The 23,215-nt window shown below is 68.2% G+C and carries 16 protein-coding genes; 12 read left to right on the top strand and 4 right to left on the bottom strand.

Features of this window, described 5'->3' with window-relative positions; all coding sequences use genetic code 11:
* Nucleotides 1–70 precede the first annotated feature (70 nt).
* Nucleotides 71–445: a cupin domain-containing protein gene (locus ACVTJA_RS38030; protein ID WP_465827583.1), complete on the top strand. Its 375-nt coding sequence runs from the start codon at nucleotides 71–73 to the stop codon at nucleotides 443–445.
* Nucleotides 446–526: 81 nt separating this feature from the next.
* On the opposite strand, the gene ACVTJA_RS38025 is transcribed toward ACVTJA_RS38030, so the two are convergent.
* Complete coding sequence (locus ACVTJA_RS38025) at nucleotides 527–1,198, bottom strand: hypothetical protein (RefSeq protein WP_465827581.1); 672 nt, start codon at nucleotides 1,196–1,198, stop codon at nucleotides 527–529.
* 89 nt (nucleotides 1,199–1,287) lie between these two features.
* Here ACVTJA_RS38025 and ACVTJA_RS38020 point away from each other — a divergent pair, with 89 nt between their 5' ends.
* Nucleotides 1,288–1,806: a helix-turn-helix domain-containing protein gene (locus tag ACVTJA_RS38020; protein ID WP_465827579.1), complete on the top strand. Its 519-nt coding sequence runs from the start codon at nucleotides 1,288–1,290 to the stop codon at nucleotides 1,804–1,806.
* A gap of 41 nt (nucleotides 1,807–1,847) precedes the next feature.
* Nucleotides 1,848–2,384 (top strand): transposase, encoded by a 537-nt coding sequence (locus ACVTJA_RS38015; protein ID WP_465827577.1) that lies wholly within the window; start codon nucleotides 1,848–1,850, stop codon nucleotides 2,382–2,384.
* Here ACVTJA_RS38015 and ACVTJA_RS38010 read toward each other — a convergent pair.
* On the bottom strand, nucleotides 2,381–2,836 hold the full coding sequence (locus ACVTJA_RS38010; protein WP_465827576.1) for a hypothetical protein: 456 nt from the start codon (nucleotides 2,834–2,836) through the stop codon (nucleotides 2,381–2,383). The genes ACVTJA_RS38015 and ACVTJA_RS38010 overlap by 4 nt on opposite strands.
* A gap of 157 nt (nucleotides 2,837–2,993) precedes the next feature.
* On the opposite strand from ACVTJA_RS38010, the gene ACVTJA_RS38005 reads away from it, so the two are divergent.
* The 3 genes from ACVTJA_RS38005 (at nucleotide 2,994) to ACVTJA_RS37995 (ending at nucleotide 7,493) form a co-directional block, all read left to right on the top strand.
* Nucleotides 2,994–3,833 (top strand): class I SAM-dependent methyltransferase, encoded by an 840-nt coding sequence (locus ACVTJA_RS38005; RefSeq protein WP_465827574.1) that lies wholly within the window; start codon nucleotides 2,994–2,996, stop codon nucleotides 3,831–3,833.
* Nucleotides 3,834–4,162: 329 nt separating this feature from the next.
* Nucleotides 4,163–6,769 carry an ELWxxDGT repeat protein gene (locus ACVTJA_RS38000; protein ID WP_465827571.1) on the top strand — a complete coding sequence of 869 codons (2,607 nt, stop codon included), beginning with the start codon at nucleotides 4,163–4,165 and terminating at the stop codon, nucleotides 6,767–6,769.
* A 94-nt stretch (nucleotides 6,770–6,863) separates the two neighbouring features.
* Nucleotides 6,864–7,493: a hypothetical protein gene (locus ACVTJA_RS37995; protein WP_465827570.1), complete on the top strand. Its 630-nt coding sequence runs from the start codon at nucleotides 6,864–6,866 to the stop codon at nucleotides 7,491–7,493.
* A 48-nt stretch (nucleotides 7,494–7,541) separates the two neighbouring features.
* Here ACVTJA_RS37995 and ACVTJA_RS37990 read toward each other — a convergent pair whose 3' ends face one another.
* The gene (locus ACVTJA_RS37990; protein WP_465827569.1) at nucleotides 7,542–8,564 is read right to left on the bottom strand and encodes a methyltransferase; all 1,023 of its coding nucleotides are present in this window, start codon (nucleotides 8,562–8,564) and stop codon (nucleotides 7,542–7,544) included.
* A gap of 23 nt (nucleotides 8,565–8,587) precedes the next feature.
* Nucleotides 8,588–8,977: a hypothetical protein gene (locus ACVTJA_RS37985; RefSeq protein WP_465827568.1), complete on the bottom strand. Its 390-nt coding sequence runs from the start codon at nucleotides 8,975–8,977 to the stop codon at nucleotides 8,588–8,590.
* A 548-nt stretch (nucleotides 8,978–9,525) separates the two neighbouring features.
* Between ACVTJA_RS37985 and ACVTJA_RS37980 the strand changes: the two genes are divergently transcribed.
* The 6 genes from ACVTJA_RS37980 (at nucleotide 9,526) to ACVTJA_RS37955 (ending at nucleotide 23,164) form a co-directional block, all read left to right on the top strand.
* A complete protein-coding gene (locus tag ACVTJA_RS37980; protein WP_465827567.1) occupies nucleotides 9,526–9,942 on the top strand; it encodes a hypothetical protein in 417 nt (138 codons plus the stop codon).
* Between the two features lie 582 nt (nucleotides 9,943–10,524).
* Nucleotides 10,525–12,732, top strand: coding sequence for a TonB-dependent receptor plug domain-containing protein (locus ACVTJA_RS37975; RefSeq protein ID WP_465827566.1), 2,208 nt, complete (start codon nucleotides 10,525–10,527; stop codon nucleotides 12,730–12,732).
* Nucleotides 12,733–12,905: 173 nt separating this feature from the next.
* Entirely contained in the window at nucleotides 12,906–14,513 is a 1,608-nt protein-coding gene (locus tag ACVTJA_RS37970) for a methyl-accepting chemotaxis protein (protein WP_465827563.1), read from the top strand.
* A 34-nt stretch (nucleotides 14,514–14,547) separates the two neighbouring features.
* A complete protein-coding gene (locus tag ACVTJA_RS37965) occupies nucleotides 14,548–15,150 on the top strand; it encodes a YfiR family protein (RefSeq protein WP_465827561.1) in 603 nt (200 codons plus the stop codon).
* Between the two features lie 35 nt (nucleotides 15,151–15,185).
* The gene (locus ACVTJA_RS37960) at nucleotides 15,186–16,823 is read left to right on the top strand and encodes a GMC family oxidoreductase (protein ID WP_465827559.1); all 1,638 of its coding nucleotides are present in this window, start codon (nucleotides 15,186–15,188) and stop codon (nucleotides 16,821–16,823) included.
* Nucleotides 16,824–17,002: 179 nt separating this feature from the next.
* On the top strand, nucleotides 17,003–23,164 hold the full coding sequence (locus tag ACVTJA_RS37955; RefSeq protein ID WP_465827558.1) for a CARDB domain-containing protein: 6,162 nt from the start codon (nucleotides 17,003–17,005) through the stop codon (nucleotides 23,162–23,164).
* Nucleotides 23,165–23,215 lie beyond the last annotated feature (51 nt).

Raw genomic sequence — 23,215 nt, 5'->3', positions numbered from 1 at the left:
TTACCTTCACGGCAGGAGCGCGGCGCACCCGCCGCCATTCACCGCCTTCGAGGCGAAGGAGACGCGAGGTATGGGCGACACCAGCGTGAAGAAGGTCGAGAGTCGGCACTCGCCGAAGGGAGAGATGGGGCAGAAGTACCTGGCCTCCGGCGTCCGCCTGTCCATGCGGCTGTGGGAGGACGAGCCCCCCGGAGAGCCCGCGCCCGCCACCGCCCGCGACTACGAGACGGTGGGCTTCGTGCTGAAGGGCCGCGCTGAGCTGCATATCGAAGGGCAGGTCATCCTGCTCAACCCTGGCGACTCGTGGCTCGTGCCGCGCGGCTCCTCGCACACGTACAAGGTGCTGGAGACGTTCTCCGCGGTGGAGGCCACCAGTCCGCCCGCCGCCGTGCACAGCCGCGACGAGGGCAAGGACACGGCGCTGAAGAAGCCCGCCAAGGCGTGAGGCTTTCACGGGCGCGGGGGCGAGGGGAGTGGGCCAGCCCAGCGCGCGTGGTGCCGAGCCCTGGGAGTGGCTGCCGCGGGCTCAGCGGCGCTCCAGCGAGGGAAGTGGTCTTCCCTCCCTGGCGACGTACGAGACCGTCATGAGGGTGCCCGCGCGGGCGTCCCCCTGCACGGAGCTGTAGGTGGCTCCATTCCAGAGCACCGGCGTGGGCGCCATCAGGACCTGCTCGCGAAAGAGCTCCAGCGCCTCCTGGTTCGGGTGCGAAGTCTCCACGCGACACAGCGAGGCACCGCAGTGCACCGACTCCAGCCGGGACGTGGTGAGGACTCGCTCCAGGCTGGAGCGGGCCAGGTCCTCCGCCTGCCGGCTCCAGTGTGGATCGATGGGTTCGCCGTGGACTGCTTCCTCCAGGCTGGCTACCCGCTCCTGCTCGGACGGCGGCACCGGGAGCTCCGGCGGATTCGCGGCGGCCGGGCGCTCCCCATCCGCGCCGGAGGCGTGCGGCTCGACGGGGAGTGCCAGGGTCGGGCCGGGCGCGGAAGGGGGCGCGCGTGTCACTTCCCGGGCGAGGCGCTCGAGTTGTGCTTGCTGCTCACCCAGCGCGCGGGTCAGCTCTCGGAGCTCGCGGCGGGTGGCCGCGAGCTCCGTCTGTTGCTGCTGGTGCTGCTCCTTCAGCGAGGTGTGTTCCAGCCACTGCCAGCCCAGGAAGGCCAGCAGCACGGTGATTCCGGCCAGGGGCAGGGGGCGCGGCATCGCGGGTCTCCCGGGGCAGTGGCCAGGGAACTAAGTAGGTAGCCAAAAGTTCGGAGACAAATTTGGCCTGGACGCGCAGGATCCGGCTCATGCGACGCGTGAGGAGTCCTGCCGAGCTTGGGCTGACAGCCTACGACAGGCGACGGCTGGAGCGGGCGCTGCGAGAGGCTCGCGATGCCCGCCACTTCCGCCGGCTCCTGGCTGTGAAGCTCGTGGCCGAGGGGAAGCCAGTGGGAGAGGTGGCGCGTCTGTGCGCGCTGAGCCGACCCATCGTCTATCGCTGGCTGGGACGCTACTTGGAGTCGCACGAGCCCGAGGCGCTCTTGGACAGCCCGCGTACCGGGCGGCCCCGGGGCGCCTCGCGCCTGACCGCTACGCTCCTGCGGCAACTGGTCCGGCAGAGTCCGCAGGAGGCTGGCTGGGCGACGCACGGTTGGACGGTGCCGCTGCTATGCACGCACCTCCATCAACAAGGCATCGATGTGTCACTACGCACGTTGCGTCGTCGGCTGCACGAGGCGGATTTGCGGTGGAAGAGGCCCCGGTACGTGTACGTGACGCGCGCGCCTCACCTGGGGCAGAAAAAAGGGGTCTTGTCCGTCGTCTGACGACACTGAAGGTGCAGTCTCCACGTGCGGTTCTGCTCATCATGGACAGCACCGTGCTCAGGTGGTTTCCGCCGCTGCGCGCAGCATGGGCTCCGGTAGGCGAGCAAGCCGAGGTTCCCATCACCGGGGAGAACGCCAAACGCACATTGTGGGGGGCCATCAATCCACGGACCGGCCACCGCGTGCTGGCCACCAGCCAGCGCGGACGGCAGGAGGACTTCATGGCCTTCCTGCGCATCCTTCGCCTTGCCTACCCGGGCCGACCGGTGCTGCTGCTGTTGGACCAGGCCAGATGCCATACCGCACAGCGCTCGCAGGCACTCGCGGCGCAGCTGGACATCCACCTGCTCTGGCTCCCCAAGCAGCGTCCCGAGCTCAACGCCATGGACCACGTCTGGAGGGAGCTGAAGCTGCACATCTCGGCCAATCGCCAGTACTCCACGGTTGCCGACCATGTTGACGCCGCTGTCCTCTGGACCCTCTCGCTCACCCCGACGCAGGCCCTCCGCAAGGCGGGTATCCTCGCGGAGGGGTTCTGGCTGCGGGATTTGTTAGAGAACTTTTGGCTACCTACTTAGTTATCCCACTGGATGGAGTAGATCTTGGCGTTCTGCGCCAGGTTGCACAGCAGGTAGAGGGAGCTCTTGGTGTCCGTGAAGAGCGTGCCCAGGTCGATGGTCTGCGGGCTGCCCGCGGCCGGCAGCGAGACCCAACTCCCCGCGTAGAAACCGTTCTGGGCATTGGTGGTGGCCGCGATGCGGCAGCTCACGTCGCCGGTGTTGGCCCCCTGCGCCATCACGGAGAACGTGCGGTACCCGGCGGAGCCAGAGAAGGGCAGGGCGACGATGAAGGACTTCGTCGCGGCGCAGCTGTTGGCAATCCACCCGTAGGCATAGACGGAGCACGTATCGTCCACCCCGTTGGTGGCCTTCATGGAGGCCCCTCCGAGGCCATTGGCGTTGGCGGGGGTGGCCTGGATGGCGAGGGCGAAGGCGGCGGCGAGGGACAGGCTCTTCAGGGCGGTCTTCATGGCTTGCTCCGTTCGGAGTGGGTTCGTCCGTTGAGAACCGCGAGCGAATAAAACGGGCAAATGGGCCATTTTTCCGGCTCCGGAAGAGCGAGGCGCCGGCTCAATCCCCTCGGCCGTCCGGAGCCCGGGAGCGGGCGCATGTTATGACCCGCCCCCCATGTCCCCCTCGAACACCGAGTCCTACCTCCTCGACTACCACCGCCGGCTCGCGGGAGTGACCGCGCGGTGGTTCTCGAAGACGCCCGTGATTCGAGGCAACAGCCGATTCCCCTCGACCTACGAGCTGCTGGCGGCGGAAGTCCCCCAGGACGCGCGGGCCAGGACGGTGCTCGACCTGGCCTGCGGCGATGGCTACCTGCTCGAGCTGCTCGCGCGGCGCGAGTCTCCGCGCCCGCGCCTCGTCGGCCTGGACATGAGCCAGGACGAGCTCGCCCAGGCCCAGGCGCGCTTGAAGGGGGCCGCCACGCTGATTCAAGGCGTGGCGCAGTCGCTTCCCTTCGAGGACGCCAGCCTCGACGTCGTGCTCAGTCACCTGGCCCTCATGTTGATGGATGACTGCGAGAAGGTCCTCTCCGAGGTCCGCCGCTCGCTGAAGCCCGACGGGAAGCTGTCCTGCGTCGTCGGCGGAGGCTTCGCTCCCTCCGGGACGCTCGCGGTGTTCCGCTCCCTGATGAAGCCCGCCATCGAGGCGCAGCCGCGCCCCCTGCCCAGCCTCGGTGACACGCGCTTCCGCTCGACCGATGGGCTCGTGGCGCTCTTCGGCCTCGCCTTCCAGCAGGTCGAGGTCTTCGACCTCGAGGTCCAGGACGGCGGCACGCCCGAGCATGTCTGGGAATCACTCTCCACGACCTACGATGCCGACCGGCTCACCTCCGACGCACGCGAGGGAGTCCGGCGCGCGTTCCTCGAGGCCGTGGAGCCCATGAGGGATGCGGCGGGAAACATCATCTGCCACTGGAGCATGCGGCAGGTGACGGCGAGCGCTCCACGGCGCTGAGGCCCACGCCTTTCCAATCACTCATCAGGGTGAGGGTCCAGGTCACCCGGAGTCCCTGTCCGCCACGTCACCTGGGTCTGGGAATGCCCATGCCTGGCTTTGCGGCGCGCGTCGCTGAGTGTTGTCAGCCTTTGCCGGTACTTTGAGTCAGGAGGCGCCGCCGGGTGGCGTTGGGGCCCCGGCGAACCTTCGTCATTGGAGACCCGATGAAACGGTTGTGGACCTGGATGGGGCATGCAGCGGTGTTGGCAATGTTGAACGGGTGCGACGGGGCGGCGCCGCCGGTCGAGCCCACGAGGGGAGCGGAGGGGACCTCCCAGAGAGCGCTGGTGAACCCCGCCTTCCTGGTGAAGGACATCGACGGGGCGGCCCAGGTGAGCAGCTCGTTCCTGCTCTACATCACCGACATGGGAGGCGTGGCCTGGTTCATCGCCGAGGATGGCCTGAACGGGCGCGAGCTGTGGCGGAGCGATGGCACCGCGGCGGGCACCTGGATGGTGAAGGACATCAATCCCGGTCCGGACTCGGGCGGTCCGTGGAACTTCGCGGTGGCGAATGGCGTGCTCTACTTCCAGGCGGACGATGGCGCATCCGGGCGCGAGCTGTGGCGCTCGGATGGCACGGCGGCGGGCACCTGGATGGTGAAGGACATCTATCCGGGCCTCTCGGGCTCGAATCCCAACGAGCTCGTCACGATGAACGGCACCGTCTACTTCCGGGCCGAGACGTCCGGGGGTGGGATGGAGCTGTGGCGCACGGATGGTACGGCGGCGGGCACCGTGCAGGTGAAGGACATCAACGCGGGCTCGTCGGGCTCGTACCCGGGTCATTTCATCCCGGTGGGGACGACGCTGTACTTCATCGCGGACGACGGTGTGGCGGGCCAGGAGCTGTGGAAGAGCGACGGCACCAGCACGGGCACCGTGCTGGTGAAGGACATCAGACCGGGGGCCACCAGCTCGTCTCCGCAGGGCATGAAGGCGCTTGGCTCGGTGCTCCTCTTCTCCGCCGATGACGGCGTCAACGGCCCCGAGCTCTGGAAGAGCACGGGCACGGCGACCGGCACCACGCTGGTGCGGGACATCAACTCCGGGAGCATCGGCTCCTATCCGACGTCCTTCACCGTGCTCAACGGCGTGGCGTACTTCGCGGCCTCCACCAGCGCCAGTGGCGGGGAGCTCTGGAAGACGGACGGCACCAACTTCGGCACCTCGCAGGTGGCGGAGATCCGGCCGAGCACGGCCAGCGCCAATCCCCGCAACCTGGCGGTGGTCAACGGGACGCTGTACTTCTCCGCGCATGACGGCGTCACGGGGCACGAGCTGTGGAAGAGCGACGGCACGTCCTGGAACACCGTGCGGGTGAAGGACATCAACGTGGGCTCGGCGGAGTCCGCGCCGGAGAGCCTCATCGCCATGGGCACCACGCTCTACTTCGTGGCCAATGACGGGGGCTCCGGCAAGGAGGTCTGGAAGAGTGACGGCACCGCGGCCGGGACGGTGCGGGTGCAGGACATCTTCCCGGGAGCCACCGGTTCGTCTCCGCAGTTCCTGACGAACGTGGGCGGGAAGCTCTTCTTCCGCGCCGAGGATGCCACCCGTGGCAACGAGCTGTGGAAGAGCGATGGCACGGCCGCCGGCACCGTCCAGGTGAAGGACATCAACGATGGCTCCTGGGACGTGGGCCCCCGCTCGCTGACGGAGCTGGGCGGGACGGTGTACTTCAGCGCCCGGGACCTGCAGGGTGTCGAGCTGTGGAAGAGCGATGGGACGGCCACCGGCACCGTGCAGGTGAAGGACATCTCCACCCTGGCCGGCAGCTCCAACCCGAGCTACCTCACGGTGATGAATGGCTCGCTGTACTTCAGCGCGGAGGGCAGCTCCGGCGTCGAGCTGTGGAAGAGCGACGGCACTGCCGTGGGCACCATCCAGGTGGCGGACATCAACATCGGCTCCGCGAGCGCGTACCCGCTCTACCTCACGGCGAACAACGGCCTGCTCTTCTTCTCCGCGAAGGACACCATCTACTCGAACACGGGCGTCGAGCCGTGGAAGAGCAATGGTACCTCGGCCGGCACCGCGCTCATCCGGGACACCCGCCTGGGCATCCTGGACTCCGGCGCGCGCAACTACACTCCCGTGGGCACGATGACGTTCTACTCCGCGAGCGACTCCTCTGGCGTCGAGCTGTGGAAGACCGACGGCTCGACGTCGTGGCGGGTGAAGGACATCCTGGTGGGCGCGGGCGGCTCCAATCCGCACTTCCTCACGGCGATGGGCGGGGTGCTGTACTTCGTGGCCAACGATGGGGTGTCGGGTGACGAGCTGTGGAAGAGCGACGGGACGGCCACCGGCACCGTGCGGGTGCTGGACATCGCGCCGGGCGCCGCGAGCTCCAACCCGGAGTCCCTGACGGTGGTGGGCGGAGTGCTGTACTTCGTGGCCAACGACGGAATCTCCGGCGCCGAGCTGTGGCGCACCGACGGCACCGCCGCGGGCACGGTGCAGGTGGCCGACCTGCGCGCGGGGCTGGTGGGCTCGAACCCCACGCTCCTCACCGCGCTGGGGAGCACGCTGTACTTCACGGCGGACGATGGCGTCTCGGGGCGGGAGCTGTGGAAGTACGAGGACCCGCTCGTGGGCACGGTGCTGGTGAAGGACCTCACGCCCGGAGCGGCGGGCTCCGCCTTCGGGGCCCTCAAGGCGCTGGAGCCCGAGGGGCTCCTGCTCTTCTCCGCGGATGACGGGGTGTCCGGGATGGAGTTGTGGAAGAGCGATGGGACGGATGTCGGCACCGTGCAGGTGCAGGACATCGCGCCCGGGGCGGCTTCCTCCTCTCCGGTGCGCTTCACGCGCTCGGGTGGGACGGTGTTCTTCTCGGCGAATGACGGCTCCGTCGGCCGGGAGCCCTGGGCCGTGAACATCGCGGACCTGTAGTCCGCCCGGACGCAGTGAAGGCCGCCAGCCCCTCTCCACGAGAGGCTGGCGGCCTTCTGTTCCTATTCAAGACTCCCGCATCCTGGACGCGCCCATGGCGTGTCGGGCACGGCGGCAGTACCTGGATGCCATGCAGCGGATGCTACGCTTCGCTTCCATGTCGCAGACATTCCGCCTGCTGTCGTTGACGGTGGTTGTGCTCTCGCCAGCCTGTCGTCCCGCCCCCCAGGACGCGCGGGCGCGGGCCCTGGCCGCGGTCGAGGAATCGGCGGAGTCGCCTGAGTGCGAGGTGACGCCCGTGCGCGCGCACGAGGACCCCTTCGCCCTGGCGGACGAGTTCCTCCGCCGCGGCGGGCAGGGCCAGTTCCGCAGGACGGACGCGTGGTTTACGGGCGCGGTCAGTTGCCCCAACATCGAGCCCGGGCCCGACGAAATCCACATCATCACTGGCTACGAGCTGGGGACGCCCGAGATAGGAAAGCGGGACGTTCGAGTTCCGGTGACGTTCCATGTGGCCGGCCGCTTCGCGGAGCGCTTCTACGACGAGCCCCAGGAGGAGCACCGGACGGTGGTGCTCTTGCGGACGCGGTACGGGTGGCGCGTGGAGAGCTCCGCGATTGGCCTGGGGCAGTACGTGGTCTACCCGCGGGAGGCCATCGAGCAGATGCGCAGAACGCCGACGCGGCTTCCGCACCGGCCCTCCTCGAGCGAGGTGGCCCCCTGAGCCTCCGCCTCATCGAGGCACCTGCGCCCGGAGGGCCCGGGCGCTGCCTCAGACGGGGACGGCCTCGATGATGGACAGCGGCATGCGGGTGCTCACCACCCGCGTGAGCGACAGGCCGCTGTCGGCGAACAGCGCGCGGAACTCCGCTTCCGTGCGCTCGCGCCCGCCCACCAGCACCAGCATCTCCAGGTCCAGCAGGCGCACCGGCTCCGGCGCGTTGCCGGGCTGGACGACCTGCTCCACCACCAGCAGCCGCGCCGAGGGCTTCATGGCGCGCCGGCAGGTGCGGAGGATGGCGCCCACGCGCGCGTCGTCCCAGTTGTGGAGGATGTACTTCAGCAGATACGCATCGCCGCCGGAGGGGATGGAGTCGAAGAAGTCTCCGCCCACCACGCCGCAGCGCTCGCCCAGCTCGCTCACGGCCAGGTTGGCACCGCGGGTGACGGTGGGCCGGTCGAAGAGGAGGCCCTGCAGCTCCGGGTGGTGCCGCAGCAGCGCGGCCAGCAGGTGTCCGCGCCCTCCGCCCACGTCCACCACCGTGCCCGAGGTGCCGAAGTCCCAGGCCGCGAGGATGGCGTCGTTCTCCACGGAGGAGAAGCCCGTCATCGCCTGGTCGAAGAGCTTCTCCTGCTCGGGGTGCTCCTGGAGGAAGGCGTAGAGGGGCTTGCCCAGCATGGCCTCCATCGCGGGCCGCCCGGTGCGGACGCTGGAGAGCGTTCCCTCGAAGCAGCGCCAGTGCCACTCCGAGCCCATCATCCGCGCGAGGGCGCGCATGGAGCCGGGCGTGTCGCTGCGCAGGTACTCACCCAGCGGCGCCAGGGCGAAGTGGCCGGGCTCCGTTTCGGTGAACAGGCCCATTCCGCTCAGGGCGCGCAGCACCCGGTACAGCGCGGACGCGTCGGCGCCGCAGGCCGCCGCCAGCGCGTCGCAGGTGCGAGGCCCCGCGGCGAGCTGGTCGGCGATGCCCAGCTCCGCCGCCACGTAGAGCGCCCGCACGGACCAGAAGGCGAAAATCATCTGCCTCAGGGCGGCGGGGTTGGCGGGAGGCGGAGCAGGGGGCTGCACGGACATGGACTTCTCCTGGGGCTCGCGGCTCACCGCTGCCCTGACATTTCGCGAATCTGCTTGAGCACGGAGAACGCGGTCTCCTGGTCCGGCATGATGTTCGACGGGTATTGGTTGAGGCTGGCCTGCAGGCGGATGGCGGCGCGCGTCGTGTTCTCCTTGTTGCCGTAGCGCACGGCCGCCTGCGTGAAGCGGGCAATCACTTCCTTCGCGATGGGCCCGTACGCGGGCGCCATGGCGGCCGACAGGCGGAAGTCGGTGATGTCGATGGCCAGATAGGTGCGCTTCGGGAGCGGCTCGAGCAGCGCTCGGAGCTGCCGTGCCCACTCCTCCAGGGTCGCCACGCTGTCGATCCGGACGTCGAAGCAGGTCAAGACATGGATGTCGTGAGTGGCGTCGTACTGGAGCGTCATCTTCATATGTGATTCCCCCCCAACCCCTGTTTCAATCGGTGAAGATGTCACCAGTGTAGACAGACATCTGTCTTGAAAGGAAGGTCCTGGATTGAGGCGGAATTCATGTGAATCGTTGAAAAACACGCGAAAAACATGGGCTTTGTTACCCACCCCTGGGTGGAGTTCCACCTCGACTTCGTCTCCTTCACTTCCAGTCGGTGCTCCACGAGTAGCGCTGGAACGGAGAGCGGCGGGATGGAGCACGTCTGCGACCACTCGAGCTCCCTCCCCTGGGGGTGGCTGAAGAGGGTCACGGTGGGGCTCACCAGCCCGCCAGGGTTCTCCGCGCGCTTTCCCCAGGTGACCTTCGTCCCCGCGGGACAGGGGACATTGGTCTCTCCCGAGTCGGCTCCTGCGCTCCCGGTCGAATCGTGGTGCGCTGGCGTCCGATATCTTCCGGGCGTCTCGCTCTATCTGTGTCACCGGTTGCCTGTCGCGTCTCACGTCAGCGGCGGGTGCCAACAACACACATGAACGAGGTGCTCCGTATGAAGTCTGTCTTGAAGTGGGGAATGTCTGCTGTACTGGCCACCATCGCGGCTCCGGCCCTGGCTCACGAGGATGCGACGGGTCCGCAAGCGGAGTTGGCGCAGCTCGCGGGAATCGAGTCCGCACGGGCCGCCTGCTACATCGACACAACGTCGTGGGACGTGGCCACCCCTGACTACTGCTCCGCCATCGTCTGGTGGCAGCGCCAGGCCACGGCGGTGTTCTCGGTCGTCGGCATCGACCAGTCCTCCGGCCGGTACCAGATTACGTACCTCGACAACAAATGCTCCCGCGTCTGGTACACCACCCAGGAGGGCTGGGTCTGCTCGCGCACGATTGGCCCCTTCCGGGACCACACCCAGCGCGTGCAGGTGATTGACTCGCAGACGGGCCAGTCGGTCATCCTGTCCGCCATCGCCAACTACGAGACCGGCGCGTAGCGCGGCACCCTGGCACGGCACCTGCGATGCGCAGCAGGTCGCCGTGCCACCTCCGCGGGGCAGGAGCGCGCGCCGAAGCGCGCGTGGAGCCCGATTGGCCGTCTTCTTCACCCTCCGCATGGGTCAGAGGGCAGGCAATCGGTGCCATCATTCGTTCTTATGATGCGCGCTTCTGACTGGGGTGGTTGGAGACCCGCGAGGCGGATTGAACTCAGGGTCTGGGGTCCAGGCGACCCGAAGCCGCAGCCCGCCCGACCGAGCGCTGCGTAGGGACCCCGCGAGCCCCACAGCGGCCACAGCCAGGCCGGACGTCCTTCGAGCGGGCGCGGGCGTCGAGCCGGTATTCCTGGCGTCACGGGTGGCCGCGGAGCGTGGCAGCCCGAGTGCGCCTCCACCCTGCTTCTTCCAGCGATACCCACTGCACGACGGGGTCAACGTAGACCCATTTTCATGAAATGACCCAGGCACGAAGTGCGTGCGTGCCTCACGGTCAGGCGGTGTCAGGAGGGGCCCACACGACGAAACGTTTACGGTCCATCACTTGCAGATGCACGGGGCGCAGGAAAGGACACACCCCTGAAAATGCGTACTCGCCCCCCCTCCTGGAACAACATCGCTGCCTGGTCCCTGGGAGCCGCGCTGCTCGTCTCCCCAGTGGTCGCTCGAGCGGATTCGGCAACCCAGATTGATGACCTCTCGCTCGAGGAACTCCTCAACCTCGAGGTGGACACCGTCACCCGTCGCATCCAGCCGCTGCTCTGGGCTCCTGCACGCTCGGTCGTCGTCACGCGCAGCCAGATCATGCAGCGCCGCTACGTCAATCTGAGAGACCTCCTGCAGGACATGCCGGAGGTGGATGTCTTCACCAACTACTCAGCGGTGACGCGGAGTGCGGTCTCCGTCCGCGGCCTGGTGGGGAACAACCGTTTCCTCGTCCTCGTCGATGGCGTCCGAATCAACGCGATGACGGGCGACGAGGCCCCCGTCGAGGACAACTACCCGCTCTTCGACGCCGAGCGCGTGGAGGTCATCTACGGCCCCGCTTCCGCCCTGTACGGCGCCGACGCGCTGGTCGGCATCATCAACATCGTCAGCCGGCGCGAGGAAGCCAGCCAGGGCGTCCGGGCCTCCGTCTCGTACGGGAGCGCCGACACGCGCTACGGCGCCGCCAAGGCGTTCACGAAGATTGGCGAGCACGCCCAGCTGAGCCTCACGGCCCACAGACACACCTCGGATGCCCCGGACCTCTCCAGGGCCTACCGCGATGACTTCCAGGGCATCGGCGAGCTGCGGGACCCGTTCACCGGAAACGTCCTGGCCTCGACTCCGGGCAACCGCTTCAGCAACGAGGTGTCGAGCTACTCCATCGCCGCCCGGCTGACGCTCGATAAGGAGCTGGCGGCCGGCTACGACATGCGGCAGTTCACCCAGCTCACGTCCGTGGGCGCCAGACCGGAGTACACCATCTACGGCGCGGATGCCCCGCACCGGTGGCAGAACTTCTATCTGACCTACCGCAAGGAGCTCCTCCCGAAGCTCGAGTCCAGCTCGGAGGTCAACTACTCCATCTTCACCAAGCTGCCGTCGTTCTCGTACAACAACGTGTATTCGGGGGGCGTGCCTCAGTACAAGTACTCGAGGAACACGTCCTTCAGCGCCAGGGAGCAGCTGGCCTACCCGCTGACGCCTGACATCGACCTCGTGGCGGGATTCTCCTGGGCCTACATCCAGGCGCTGCCCGAGACGGGCGCCCTCTCCACCCCGTTCGACGAGGACCTGCCGTCGGGGGCGCAAGGGCAGACCATCTTCGGAACGTCGATTCCCTTCCCGGACTACGAGCTCAGCTATCAGACGTTCGGCAGCTACCTGCAGACACAGGCCCAGCTCACGAGCAGCCTGGCCGTCACGGCGGGCCTGCGCTTCGACCACGACACCCGGTATGGCAACACCTTCAACCCGCGCGCGGGCGTCGTGTACCAGTTCTCGTCGGGGAACACCGCGAAGCTGCTCTACGGCGAGGCCTTCCTCGCGCCGCCGCCCGCGTACCAATATGCCTTCTGGGGCTCGTTCGCGGGAACCGATGCCAACACCGGCCGGCCCTTCGCCTACTGGTACCACGTCCCCAACGCCGACCTGGACCCCATGAAGGCGCGCACGTTGGAGTTCGACTACTCGCTGCTGATGGCCAAGGACCTGCTCGTCGAGTTCGATGGCTACTTCAGCGCGGTGAATGGAATCACCGTCGCGCGCACGGTCAACAACTCCACCGAGTTCGCGGGTGCGGACATCCTGTCCTACGAGGAGTTCCGGAGCGAGGGCCGGGCCCGGCTCTACGGCGGAAGCCTTTCGCTCCGCTACCAGATGAAGTGGGGGGCCACGGAAATCGAGCCGTGGGGTTCCTTCAGCGTCTCCATGGGAAAGACCTTCGACAAGCCCGAGGACGGATGGACCGACATGCCGTTCAACGTGCCCTACAAGGTGAAGGGCGGCATCACCGTGAAGCACGGCGCCTTCAGCCTCACCCCCCGGGTTCGCTGGGCCTCGCGGTCCACCCAGGCTTTGCGCAACCCGGAAGAGCCCTCCCACCGGCTGACCTCGCCCGCCCACGCGGTCGTCGATGTCGCGCTCCGCGCGGATGACCTCTTCGTCGACGGGCTCTCCCTGGCCCTGGACGTCCGCAACGCGCTGGATGCCCGGTATTACATGCCGGGTGCCGGCGGCCCGCTGGAGTTCGTCAACACGCCCCAGGACCCGCGCACGGCGATGCTGGAGCTGGCCTTCAACCTTTGACCTGGTGCGCAGCCCGGTCGCCTGCCCCTCCGCCCGTCTGGCCTGCGGAGGGGCAGGGGAGGGCGGGTGCTTTCGAATGGCAGTGGTCTTGCCTGGCCTGCGGTAAAGGCCAAGGAGGCCATGGCTGAGTCAGCGTGGTCGTATCTCCCGAGCCGAGGTCATCGCTTCTCCCCATGCGGATGCTCTTTCAGCGGCAATCACTCCGGGTCAAATTCGTCGCGCTGGTGGCGACGCTTCTGGCTGCGATTGCATTGTTTCTCCTGGCGTTCTTCCCGGCGCGGCTCGACTCGCTCGCGCGGGCCTCAGTGGAGCAGCGGGCCGTGGGCATCGCCACGGTGCTGTCAGCCGCCGTGGCCCCGGCGCTCGACTTCGATGATGTGGCGCGCGCGGAGGAGCTGGTGAGCGGTCTGGCGGTCACTCCGGGGGCGGTGTACGCGCTCGTCCTCCGCGAGGATGGCAGCCGGATGGCGTCGTGGAAGCCCGAGGCCGCTCCCGACGTGGCCTCCCTGCCCAAGGCGTCCGACAACCAGTCCCAGGTCTCCTCCACCGAGCGCGACATCCATGTGGCCGTGGCCGTGAGCGGGCGTACCGGCGCCCGCGGGCAGCTGGTGCTCGGCTTCAGCCTCGAGACGCTCCACGCCCAGCGCCGCAGCAACCTGCTCGTCGTGGGGCTCGTCTCCGGGCTGGTGTTCCTCGTGGGGCTCGGGTTGACCTTCCTGGTGGGCACCCAGGTGGTGCGCCCGGTGGAGCGGCTCCGCGCGGTGGCCCAGCACATCTCCCAGGGGGACCTGGTCACGGCCGAGCTGGCGCTCGGCGGCGCCGAAGCAGTCGAACGGCAGGCGAGCGCCTACGGCGCCTCGCTCCAGCAGCGCTCCTCCTCGGACGAGCTCGAGCAGCTCGCCGGCTCGTTCGCGGTGATGCTCACCCAGCTTCGCCGCGCCACCCGGACCCTCCAGGAGTCCGCTCACCGGCTCTCCGAGCACACCACCGCGCTGAGGGTGGTGGCGCAGGAGCAGGAGGGGTCGGTGCGAGACCAGGCACGCGCCATCCAGGGCACCCAGGCCTCGGCGCAGGAGCTCCGCCTGACCGCGGACCTGGCCACCCAGCGCGCCGAGGCGGTGCTCAGCGTCGCCGCCCGGGCCGAGTCCATCGGGACCTCCGGTGAGAGCGGCATCGAGAAGAGCCTCGAGGGGTTGAGCCACATTCGCAATCAGGTGGAGCAGATTGCCGAGCGCATCACGAGCCTGGACGCGCACGCACAGCGGATTGGCAACATCACCTCCACGGTGAAGGACCTGGCGGACCAGTCGAACATGCTCGCGCTCAATGCTTCGATTGAAGCCGCGCGAGCCGGTGAGCACGGCAAGGGCTTCATGGTGGTCGCGCGGGAGGTGCGCAGCCTCGCGGACCAGTCCATCAAGCGTACCGTGGAGGTCCGCCAGCTCCTCGGTGGCATCATCGAGTCCATCCGCGCCGCGGTCTCCATCACCGAGAGCGGTTCGGCTCAGGTGTCGCAGGGGCTCGAGAGCGTCCAGTCCTCGGGCGAGAACCTCCGGGAGCTGACGCGCATCGTGAAGGCCAACCGCGAGGCGGTCGAGCAGATCGCCAACGCGGTCTCCCAGCAGAACGTCGGCATCACCCACATCTTCTCGGCCATCGACGACCTCGGGCGTCAGATGGGCCAGACCGTTGCACGACTCGAGTCCACGGCGAATGCCATCACGGTCGTCCAGGACGTCTCGAAGGCCGTGCTCGACGTAGCCAATCACTACCGCATCTGATTTCTTCTTCTCCGCTTCGGATAAAAAAACCGCGATGACTCCCTCGAACCCAGGCCGTCCCCGCTTTCGCCAGCTTGCTTCCGGCTGGGCCCTGCTACCCCTGGGGCTGCTCCTGGTGGGCGGCCGCGCGGGAGCGGACCCCCTCGTGGACCGCCAGGCCGTCATCACCCTCCGGGCCCTTGCCTACGACAACAACCTCACCAAGCGCGCGGGTGGCTCGCTGACGGTGGCGGTGCTCTTCAAGGAGGGCCACTCCAACTCCGTCGACAGTTCCAAGAAATGGACGGAGGCCCTGACCAAGCTGGGGACGCTCAAGGTCCAGGGAATGGCCCTCCAGGTCGTGAGGCTGGCCTACACCGATGCGGCGGCCCTCAAGGGCGCTGTCGCGGCCCAGGGGCTCGACGCGCTCTTCGTGTGTGAAGGGCTCGAGGCCGAGGTCGACGCGCTCAAGGCCCTCAGCCGCGCGGCGAAGGTGCTCACCATCACCGGTTCCGCTGCCCTGGTCGAGCGGGGGCTCTCGCTGGGGATTGTCCTCACCGGGGACAAGAACACCATCCTCATCAATGCGCAGGCCAGCTCCGAGGAGGGGGTCTCCTTTGGAAGTGATTTGCTTCGCCTGGCGACGATGGTGAAGTAGCGCCCCGGTTCCCCCCTCACAGCGAGTCTGCCCGGATGACGAAGAAGGCCTCTTCCCCATCGCTCCGCAAGGAGCACCTCATCCAACAGCTGCAGGCCGGGCGGCTCTCCCGCCGTGGTTTTCTGACCCTGCTCGGTCTGACGGCCACGGCAGTGGGAACCCAGACGCTCTTCAGTTGCTCGGACCCCACCTCGGAATATGACTACATCATCGTGGGTGCGGGCTCGGCGGGATGCACGCTCGCCGCCAGGCTGCTGACGCTCTCCAATGCACGCATCCTGCTGATCGAGGCAGGAGGCTCGAATGACCGCGAGGAGGTCCGCGACTTCACCCAGGCCTGGAAGCTGACGCTGCCCGACTCCGAAGTGGATTGGGGCTACAAGTCCATTCCCCAGCGAGAGCTGATGGACAGGCCGCAGTCCTACTCCAGCGGCAAGGTGGTGGGCGGAGGCAGCTCCATCAACGGCATGGTCTGGGTGCATGGCAACAAGGGCGACTTCGACGGCTGGGCCGCCGCGGGGTGTCCTGGCTGGGACTCCACGGGTGTGCAGCCCTCCTTCCAGCGGATGCGTGCGGCGATGCAGCCGACCTCGGCGCTGACGGCCCGCGGTGCGCTATCCCAGGCCATGGTCCAGGCGTTCGCGAACCTGGGTCATCCGCTCAACCCGGACTACAACGGCGAGCAGCAGCTCGGCGTGGGCTACACCCAGTTGAACGTGACGGAGGACGGCCGGCGCCTGGATGCCTTCTCCTCAATGCTGGCGCCGAGCGTCGGCGACTCCCGGCTGAGCATCCTCATGGGGGCCCACGTGAAGCGCATCGCCTTGCGCGGCACGAAGGCGGATGGGGTGGTCCTGGACCAGGATGGAGTGGAGAAGACGCTGAAGGCTTCGCGCGAGGTCATCGTCTGCGCGGGCACCATCCAGACGCCGCATCTGCTGATGCTCTCGGGGATTGGCGATCCGGCGGAGCTGTCGCCCCATGGCATCCCGGTGGTGGCGGCGGTGCCGGGAGTGGGCAAGAACCTGCACGACCACCTCATCTCGGTGGCGGTGAGGAAGCTGCGGCAACCGGAGCCGGCAGCGCATGTCACCACCATGGACGTGAGCGTCTTCTTCGGGGACGGCCCGCGCCCAGGCATGCCGAAGTTCCAGGTCCAGGCGTATTACATGCGGTATGGCTGGGCTTCCTATCCTTCCGAAGCGGTGGCGTTGGGGCTCATCCACCTGCACCCGACGAGCCGGGGGACAGTGAAGCTGCGCTCGGCGGACTTCCAGGACGCCCCGCTCATTGACCCGAACTTCCTGGGCACGCCCGAGGACATGGCCAACCAGCTCGAGGGTTACAAGGCCATCCGGGAGCTGCTCGGAGCGCCGGGGCTGCGCGACTGGTTGGAGGACGTGGAGCACACGCCAGGGCCAGATGTGTCCACGGATGCGCAGCTCCAGGAGGCGGTCCGGAAGTTCTCCGAGAGCGACTTCCATTCCGTGGGGACGTGCCGGATGGGCACGGACGACATGGCGGTGGTGGACCCCCTGCTCCGGGTCAAGGGTGTGCAGGGGTTGCGGCTGGCGAGTGCCGCCATCATGCCCACCGTCCCCTCGGCGAACACCAATGCGGCGTCCATGATGGTCGGCGACCGCGCCGGCAGGCTGCTCCTCGAAATCGACTGAGGAAAGCTGCTGAGAGTCCACCGCTTCCGTGGACACCCTGGGACCGCCCCCTGCTCGCTCGCGTGGGCCCGCGGCTTCGGGAGTGCCCTGAAAAAATCAGGTCATTCCGCTTTCGCTGGGATTCTCGCAGACTTGTAGAGTTGCAGGGGCGTCAGAGTCAGCCCAGGGAGCAGACATACATGAGACGAATCATCGGACGAACGATGGCCAGTGCGCTCGCGCTGGCCACCGTGACGGTGGGGTGTACTTCGGGAGCCCCATCCACGGATGCGCTGAAGGAAGCGAAGCAGGGCCTGGGAGGACCCGACTTCGTGGTGACGGCGCTGAGCGGTCCCACCAGCACGACGCCGGGCAGCTCCTTCGCCGCGACGGTGACGGTATGCAACCGGGGGGACATGGGAGGCGGCACGGAGGTGGCGCTGGTGCTGTCGGATGACAGCAACTTGTCCATCGCCACGGACTACTGGGGTGGGAGCGAGTACCTGGGCTACCTGTTGCCGGGAGCGTGTGACACGCGCACGGTCCAGGTGAGCCCGGCGCCGTCGGATGGGGCGTGGTACCTGGGGGCGCTCGCCGACCCCTATGACATCGAGTTCGAGTCCGACGAGAGCAACAACTCGCGGCTCAGCGGGCCCATGGGCGTGGGCTACGGGCCTGACTTCGTCATCACCTCCGTCACCGGGCCCGCCAGTGTGCAGGATGGCCAGCCGCTCACCGCGCAGGTGACGGTGTGCAACCAGGGCACCAACCCGGGCGACACCCAGGTGGAGCTGTACCTGTCCGCCGATGAGTTCATCCAGCCCTCCGGCGGGCCTGGGCCGCAGGAGGACATGCTCGTGGGCAATGCCCCCTCGGGCCCGCTCTTCCCGGGCCGGTGCGCCACCGTGCAGGTGACGGGCCCGGCATACCTGCCTCCTCCGGGCAGCCAGGGTGCGTACCACCTGGGCGCCGTGGTGGACCCGGCCAACAACCAGCCGGAGCTCATCGAGGACAACAACACCTCGTCCGGCTACCGCATTGGCGTGGGCAACGCGCCCGACTTCGTCATCACCGAGGTGAAGGGCCCCACCAGCGTGCAGGATGGCCAGCCGCTCACCGCGCAGGTGACGGTGTGCAACCAGGGCACCCTCAATGGTGACTCCATGGTGGAGCTCTACCTGTCCGAGGATGGCTACATCCAGCCGAACACCGGGCCGGGGCCGATGGAGGACTCCTTCGTGGGCAATGCCCCGACGGGTTGGCTCATGAAGGGCCAGTGCGCCACCGTGCCCGTCCAGGGCTGGGCCTACCTGCCGCCTCCGGGCAACCAGGGGGCGTACCACCTGGGCGCCGTGGTGGATCCGTCCAACAACCAGCCGGAGCTCATCGAGGACAACAACACCTCGTCCGGTTACCGCATCGGCGTGGGCAACGCGCCCGACTTCGTCGTCACCTCCATCACCGGGCCCACCAGCGTTCAGGATGGTCAGCCGCTCACCGCGCAGGTGACGGTGTGCAACCATGGAACCCAGGCGGATAGCACCCAGGTGGAGTTGTACCTGTCCGCCGACGCCACCATCCGGACCAACGCCACGCCGGGGCCGATGGAGGACTCCTTCGTGGGCGTTGCCCCCACGGACCTGCTCTTCCCGGGCCGGTGCGCCACCGTGCCCGTCCAGGGCTGGGCCTACCTGCCTCCGCCGGGCAACCAGGGTGCGTATCACCTGGGCGCGGTGGTGGACCCGTCCAACAACCGCCAGGAGCTCATCGAGGACAACAACACCTCGTCCGGCTACCGCATCGGCGTGGGCAACGCGCCGGACTTCGTCGTCACCGCGGTGAAGGGCCCCGCCAGCGTGCAGGATGGCCAGCCGCTCACCGTGCAGGTGACGGTGTGCAACCACGGGACGACTCCGGGCGACACCATGGTGGAGCTGTACCTGTCCGCCGACGCCACCATCCGGACGAACACCACGCCGGGGCCGATGGAGGACTCCTTCGTGGGCAATGCCCCCTCGGGTCCGCTCTTCCCGGGTCGGTGCGCCACCGTGCCCGTCCAGGGCTGGGCCTACCTGCCGCCTCCGGGCAGCCAGGGGGCGTACCACCTGGGCGCAGTGGTGGACCCGGTCAACAACCAGCTGGAGCTCATCGAGGACAACAACACCTCATCTGGCTACCGCATTGGCGTGGGCAACGCGCCCGACTTCGTCATCACCGAGGTGAAGGGCCCCACCAGCGTGCAGGATGGCCAGCCGCTCACCGCGCAGGTGACGGTGTGCAACCAGGGCACCCTCAACGGTGACTCCATGGTGGAGCTCTATCTGTCCGCCGACGCCACCATCCGGACCAACACCGGGCCGGGGCCGATGGAGGACTCCTTCGTGGGCAATGCCCCGACGGGTTGGCTCATGAAGGGCCAGTGCGCCACCGTGCCCGTCCAGGGTTGGGCCTACCTGCCGCCTCCGGGCAACCAGGGGGCGTACCACCTGGGCGCGGTGGTGGACCCGTCCAACAACCAGCTGGAGCTCATCGAGGACAACAACACCTCGTCCGGCTACCGCATCGGCGTGGGCAACGCGCCCGACTTCGTCGTCACCTCCGTCACCGGGCCCACCAGCGTCCAGGATGGTCAGCCGCTCACCGCGCAGGTGACGGTGTGCAACCACGGAACCCAGGCGGATAGCACCCAGGTGGAGTTGTACCTGTCGGCCGACGCCACCATCCGGACGAACACCACGCCGGGGCCGATGGAGGACTCCTTCGTGGGCGTTGCCCCCACGGACCTGCTCTTCCCGGGCCGGTGCGCCACCGTGCCCGTCCAGGGCTGGGCCTACCTGCCGCCTCCGGGCAACCAGGGGGCGTACCACCTGGGCGCCGTGGTGGACCCGTCCAACAACCGCCAGGAGCTCATCGAGGACAACAACACCTCGTCCGGCTACCGCATCGGCGTGGGCAACGCGCCGGACTTCGTCGTCACCTCCGTCACCGGTCCCGCCAGCGTGCAGGACGGCCAGTCCCTCACCGCGCAGGTGACGGTGTGCAACCACGGGACGACTCCGGGCGACACCATGGTGGAGCTGTACCTGTCCGCCGACGCCACCATCCGGACGAACACCACGCCGGGGCCGATGGAGGACTCCTTCGTGGGCAATGCCCCCTCGGGTCCGCTCTTCCCGGGCCGGTGTGCCACCGTGCCCGTCCAGGGCTGGGCCTATCTGCCTCCGCCGGGCAACCAGGGTGCGTATCACCTGGGCGCCGTGGTGGACCCGTCCAACAACCAGCCGGAGCTCATCGAGGACAACAACACCTCATCTGGCTACCGCATCGGTGTGGGCAACGCGCCCGACTTCGTCATCACCTCTGTCACCGGGCCCACCAGTGTCCAGGATGGCCAGCCGCTCACCGCGCAGGTGACGGTCTGCAACCAGGGCACCCTCAATGGTGACTCCATGGTGGAGCTCTACCTGTCCGCCGACGCCACCATCCGGACCAACACCGGGCCGGGGCCGATGGAGGACTCCTTCGTGGGCAATGCCCCGACGGGTTGGCTCATGAAGGGCCAGTGCGCCACCGTGCCCGTCCAGGGCTGGGCCTACCTGCCGCCTCCGGGCAACCAGGGGGCGTACCACCTGGGCGCGGTGGTGGACCCGGCCAACAACCAGCCGGAGCTCATCGAGGACAACAACACCTCGTCCGGCTACCGCATCGGCGTGGGCAACGCGCCCGACTTCGTCGTCACCGCCGTCACCGGGCCCACCAGTGTCCAGGATGGCCAGCCGCTCACCGCGCAGGTGACGGTGTGCAACCAGGGCACCCAGGCGGATAGCACCCAGGTGGAGTTGTACCTGTCGGCCGACGCCACCATCCGGACGAACACCACGCCGGGGCCGATGGAGGACTCCTTCGTGGGCGTTGCCCCCACGGACCTGCTCTTCCCGGGCCGGTGTGCCACTGTGCCCGTCCAGGGCTGGGCCTACCTGCCGCCTCCGGGCAACCAGGGGGCGTACCACCTGGGCGCGGTGGTGGACCCGTCCAACAATCGCCAGGAGCTCATCGAGGACAACAACACCTCGTCCGGCTACCGCATCGGCGTGGGCAACGCGCCGGACTTCGTCGTCACCGCGGTGAAGGGCCCCGCCAGCGTGCAGGATGGTCAGCCGCTCACCGTGCAGGTGACGGTGTGCAACCACGGGACCCAGGCGGAGAGCTCCCAGGTGGAGCTGTACCTGTCCGCCGACGCCATCATCCGGACGAACACCACGCCGGGGCCGATGGAGGACTCCTTCGTGGGCAATGCCCCCACGGACCTGCTCTTCCCGGGCCAGTGCGCCACCGTGCCCGTCCAGGGCTGGGCCTACCTGCCGCCTCCGGGCAGCCAGGGGGCCTACCACCTGGGCGCGGTGGTGGACCCGGTCAACAACCGCCAGGAGCTCATCGAGGACAACAACACCTCGTCTGGCTACCGCATCGGTGTGGGCAACGCGCCCGACTTCGTCATCACCTCCGTCACCGGGCCCACCAGTGTCCAGGATGGCCAGCCGCTCACCGCGCAGGTGACGGTGTGCAACCAGGGCACCCTCAATGGTGACACCATGGTGGAGCTCTATCTGTCCGCCGACGCCACCATCCGGACCAACACCGGGCCGGGGCCGATGGAGGACTCCTTCGTGGGCAATGCTCCCACGGGCTGGCTCACGAAGGGCCAGTGCGCCACCGTGCCCGTTCAGGGTTGGGCCTACCTGCCGCCTCCGGGCAACCAGGGGGCGTACCACCTGGGCGCCGTGGTGGACCCGGTCAACAACCAGCTGGAGCTCATCGAGGACAACAACACCTCGTCCGGCTATCGCATCGGCGTGGGCAACGCGCCGGACTTCGCCGTCACCGAAGTGAAGGGCCCCGCCAGCGTTCAGGACGGCCAGCCGCTCACCGCGCAGGTGACGGTGTGCAACCACGGGACCCAGGCGGAGAGCACCCAGGTGGAGCTGTACCTGTCCGCCGACGCCACCATCCGGACGAACACCACGCCGGGGCCGATGGAGGACTCCTTCGTGGGCAGTGCCCCCTCGGGCCTGCTCTTCCCGGGCCAGTGCGCCACCGTGCCCGTCCAGGGTTGGGCCTACCTGCCGCCTCCGGGCAGCCAGGGTGCGTATCACCTGGGCGCCGTGGTGGACCCGTCCAACAACCGCCAGGAGCTCATCGAGGACAACAACACCTCGTCCGGCTACCGCATCGGCGTGGGCAACGCGCCCGACTTCGTCGTCACCTCCGTCACCGGCCCCTACAGCATCAAGCCCAACACCTCCTTCAGCGCCAGCGTCGTCTTCTGCAACCGCGGCCAGCAGAGCGGCACCGTGGACGTGGACCTGTACCTGTCCGCGGACAACGTCATCCGGCCGCCGTCGGCCCCGCTGCCGTCCGAGGACTTCTATCTGGGCACGGTGACGGGAGTGACGCTCAACGCCGGCCAGTGCGTCAGCAGGAGCGTGAACGTCACGGCGCCCACGGTGATGGACGGCGCGTACCACCTGGGCGCGGTGGTGGACCCGCTCAACAACCGCCAGGAGCTCATCGAGGACAACAACATCCTCACGGGCAATCGCATTGGCGTGGGCAACCTGCCGGACTTCGTCGTCACGACCGTCACCGGTCCGTACAGCGTCAGGCAGGGCAACACGTTCAGCACCAGCGTCACCGTGTGCAACCGGGGGCAGCAGAGCGGCATCGTGGACGTGGACCTGTACCTGTCCTCGGACAACACCATCCGCCTGCCGGTGGCCCCCCTGCCGCCCGAGGACTTCTACCTGGGCACGGTGACGGGCATCTCGCTCAACGTGGGACTGTGCGCGAGCAGGACGCTGACCGTGACGGCGCCGTCGGTTCCGGACGGAGCCTGGTTCCTGGGCGCGGTGGTGGACCCCACCGGCAGCCGCTCGGAGCTCATCGAGGACAACAACTCCCTGGCGGGCAGCCGCATCGGCGTGGGCAACAAGCCGGACCTGGTCTTCACCTCGGTGACCTCGGCCACCAGCGTGCGGCTGGGCGCCGCGCTCACTGTCAGCTTCACCCTGTGCAACCGGGGGCAGGCCGCGGCCGTCACGGACGTGGACCTCTTCTTCTCCTCGGACAACGTCATCCGCCCGCCGCTGGCGCCGCTGCCGCCCGAGGACTTCATCCTGGGCACGGTGACGGGGGTGTCGGTCAGCTCGGGCCAGTGCGTCACCCGCTCGCGCTCGGTGAACGCCAACGCGTCCACCACCGGCTCCTGGTACGTGGGCGCCTCGGCGGACTCGTACGGTACCCTCGCGGAGCTCATCGAGGACAACAACACCCTCGCGGGCACCGTCGTCTCCGTCACGCCCTGACGGGCTCGTAGCACCGCCGTTCCCGGCCCGCGGCGTCCTGAGTCTCGGGAC

The organism is Pyxidicoccus sp. M6, assembly GCF_055568925.1.
This window is presented reverse-complemented; position numbering and strand designations above follow the sequence as displayed.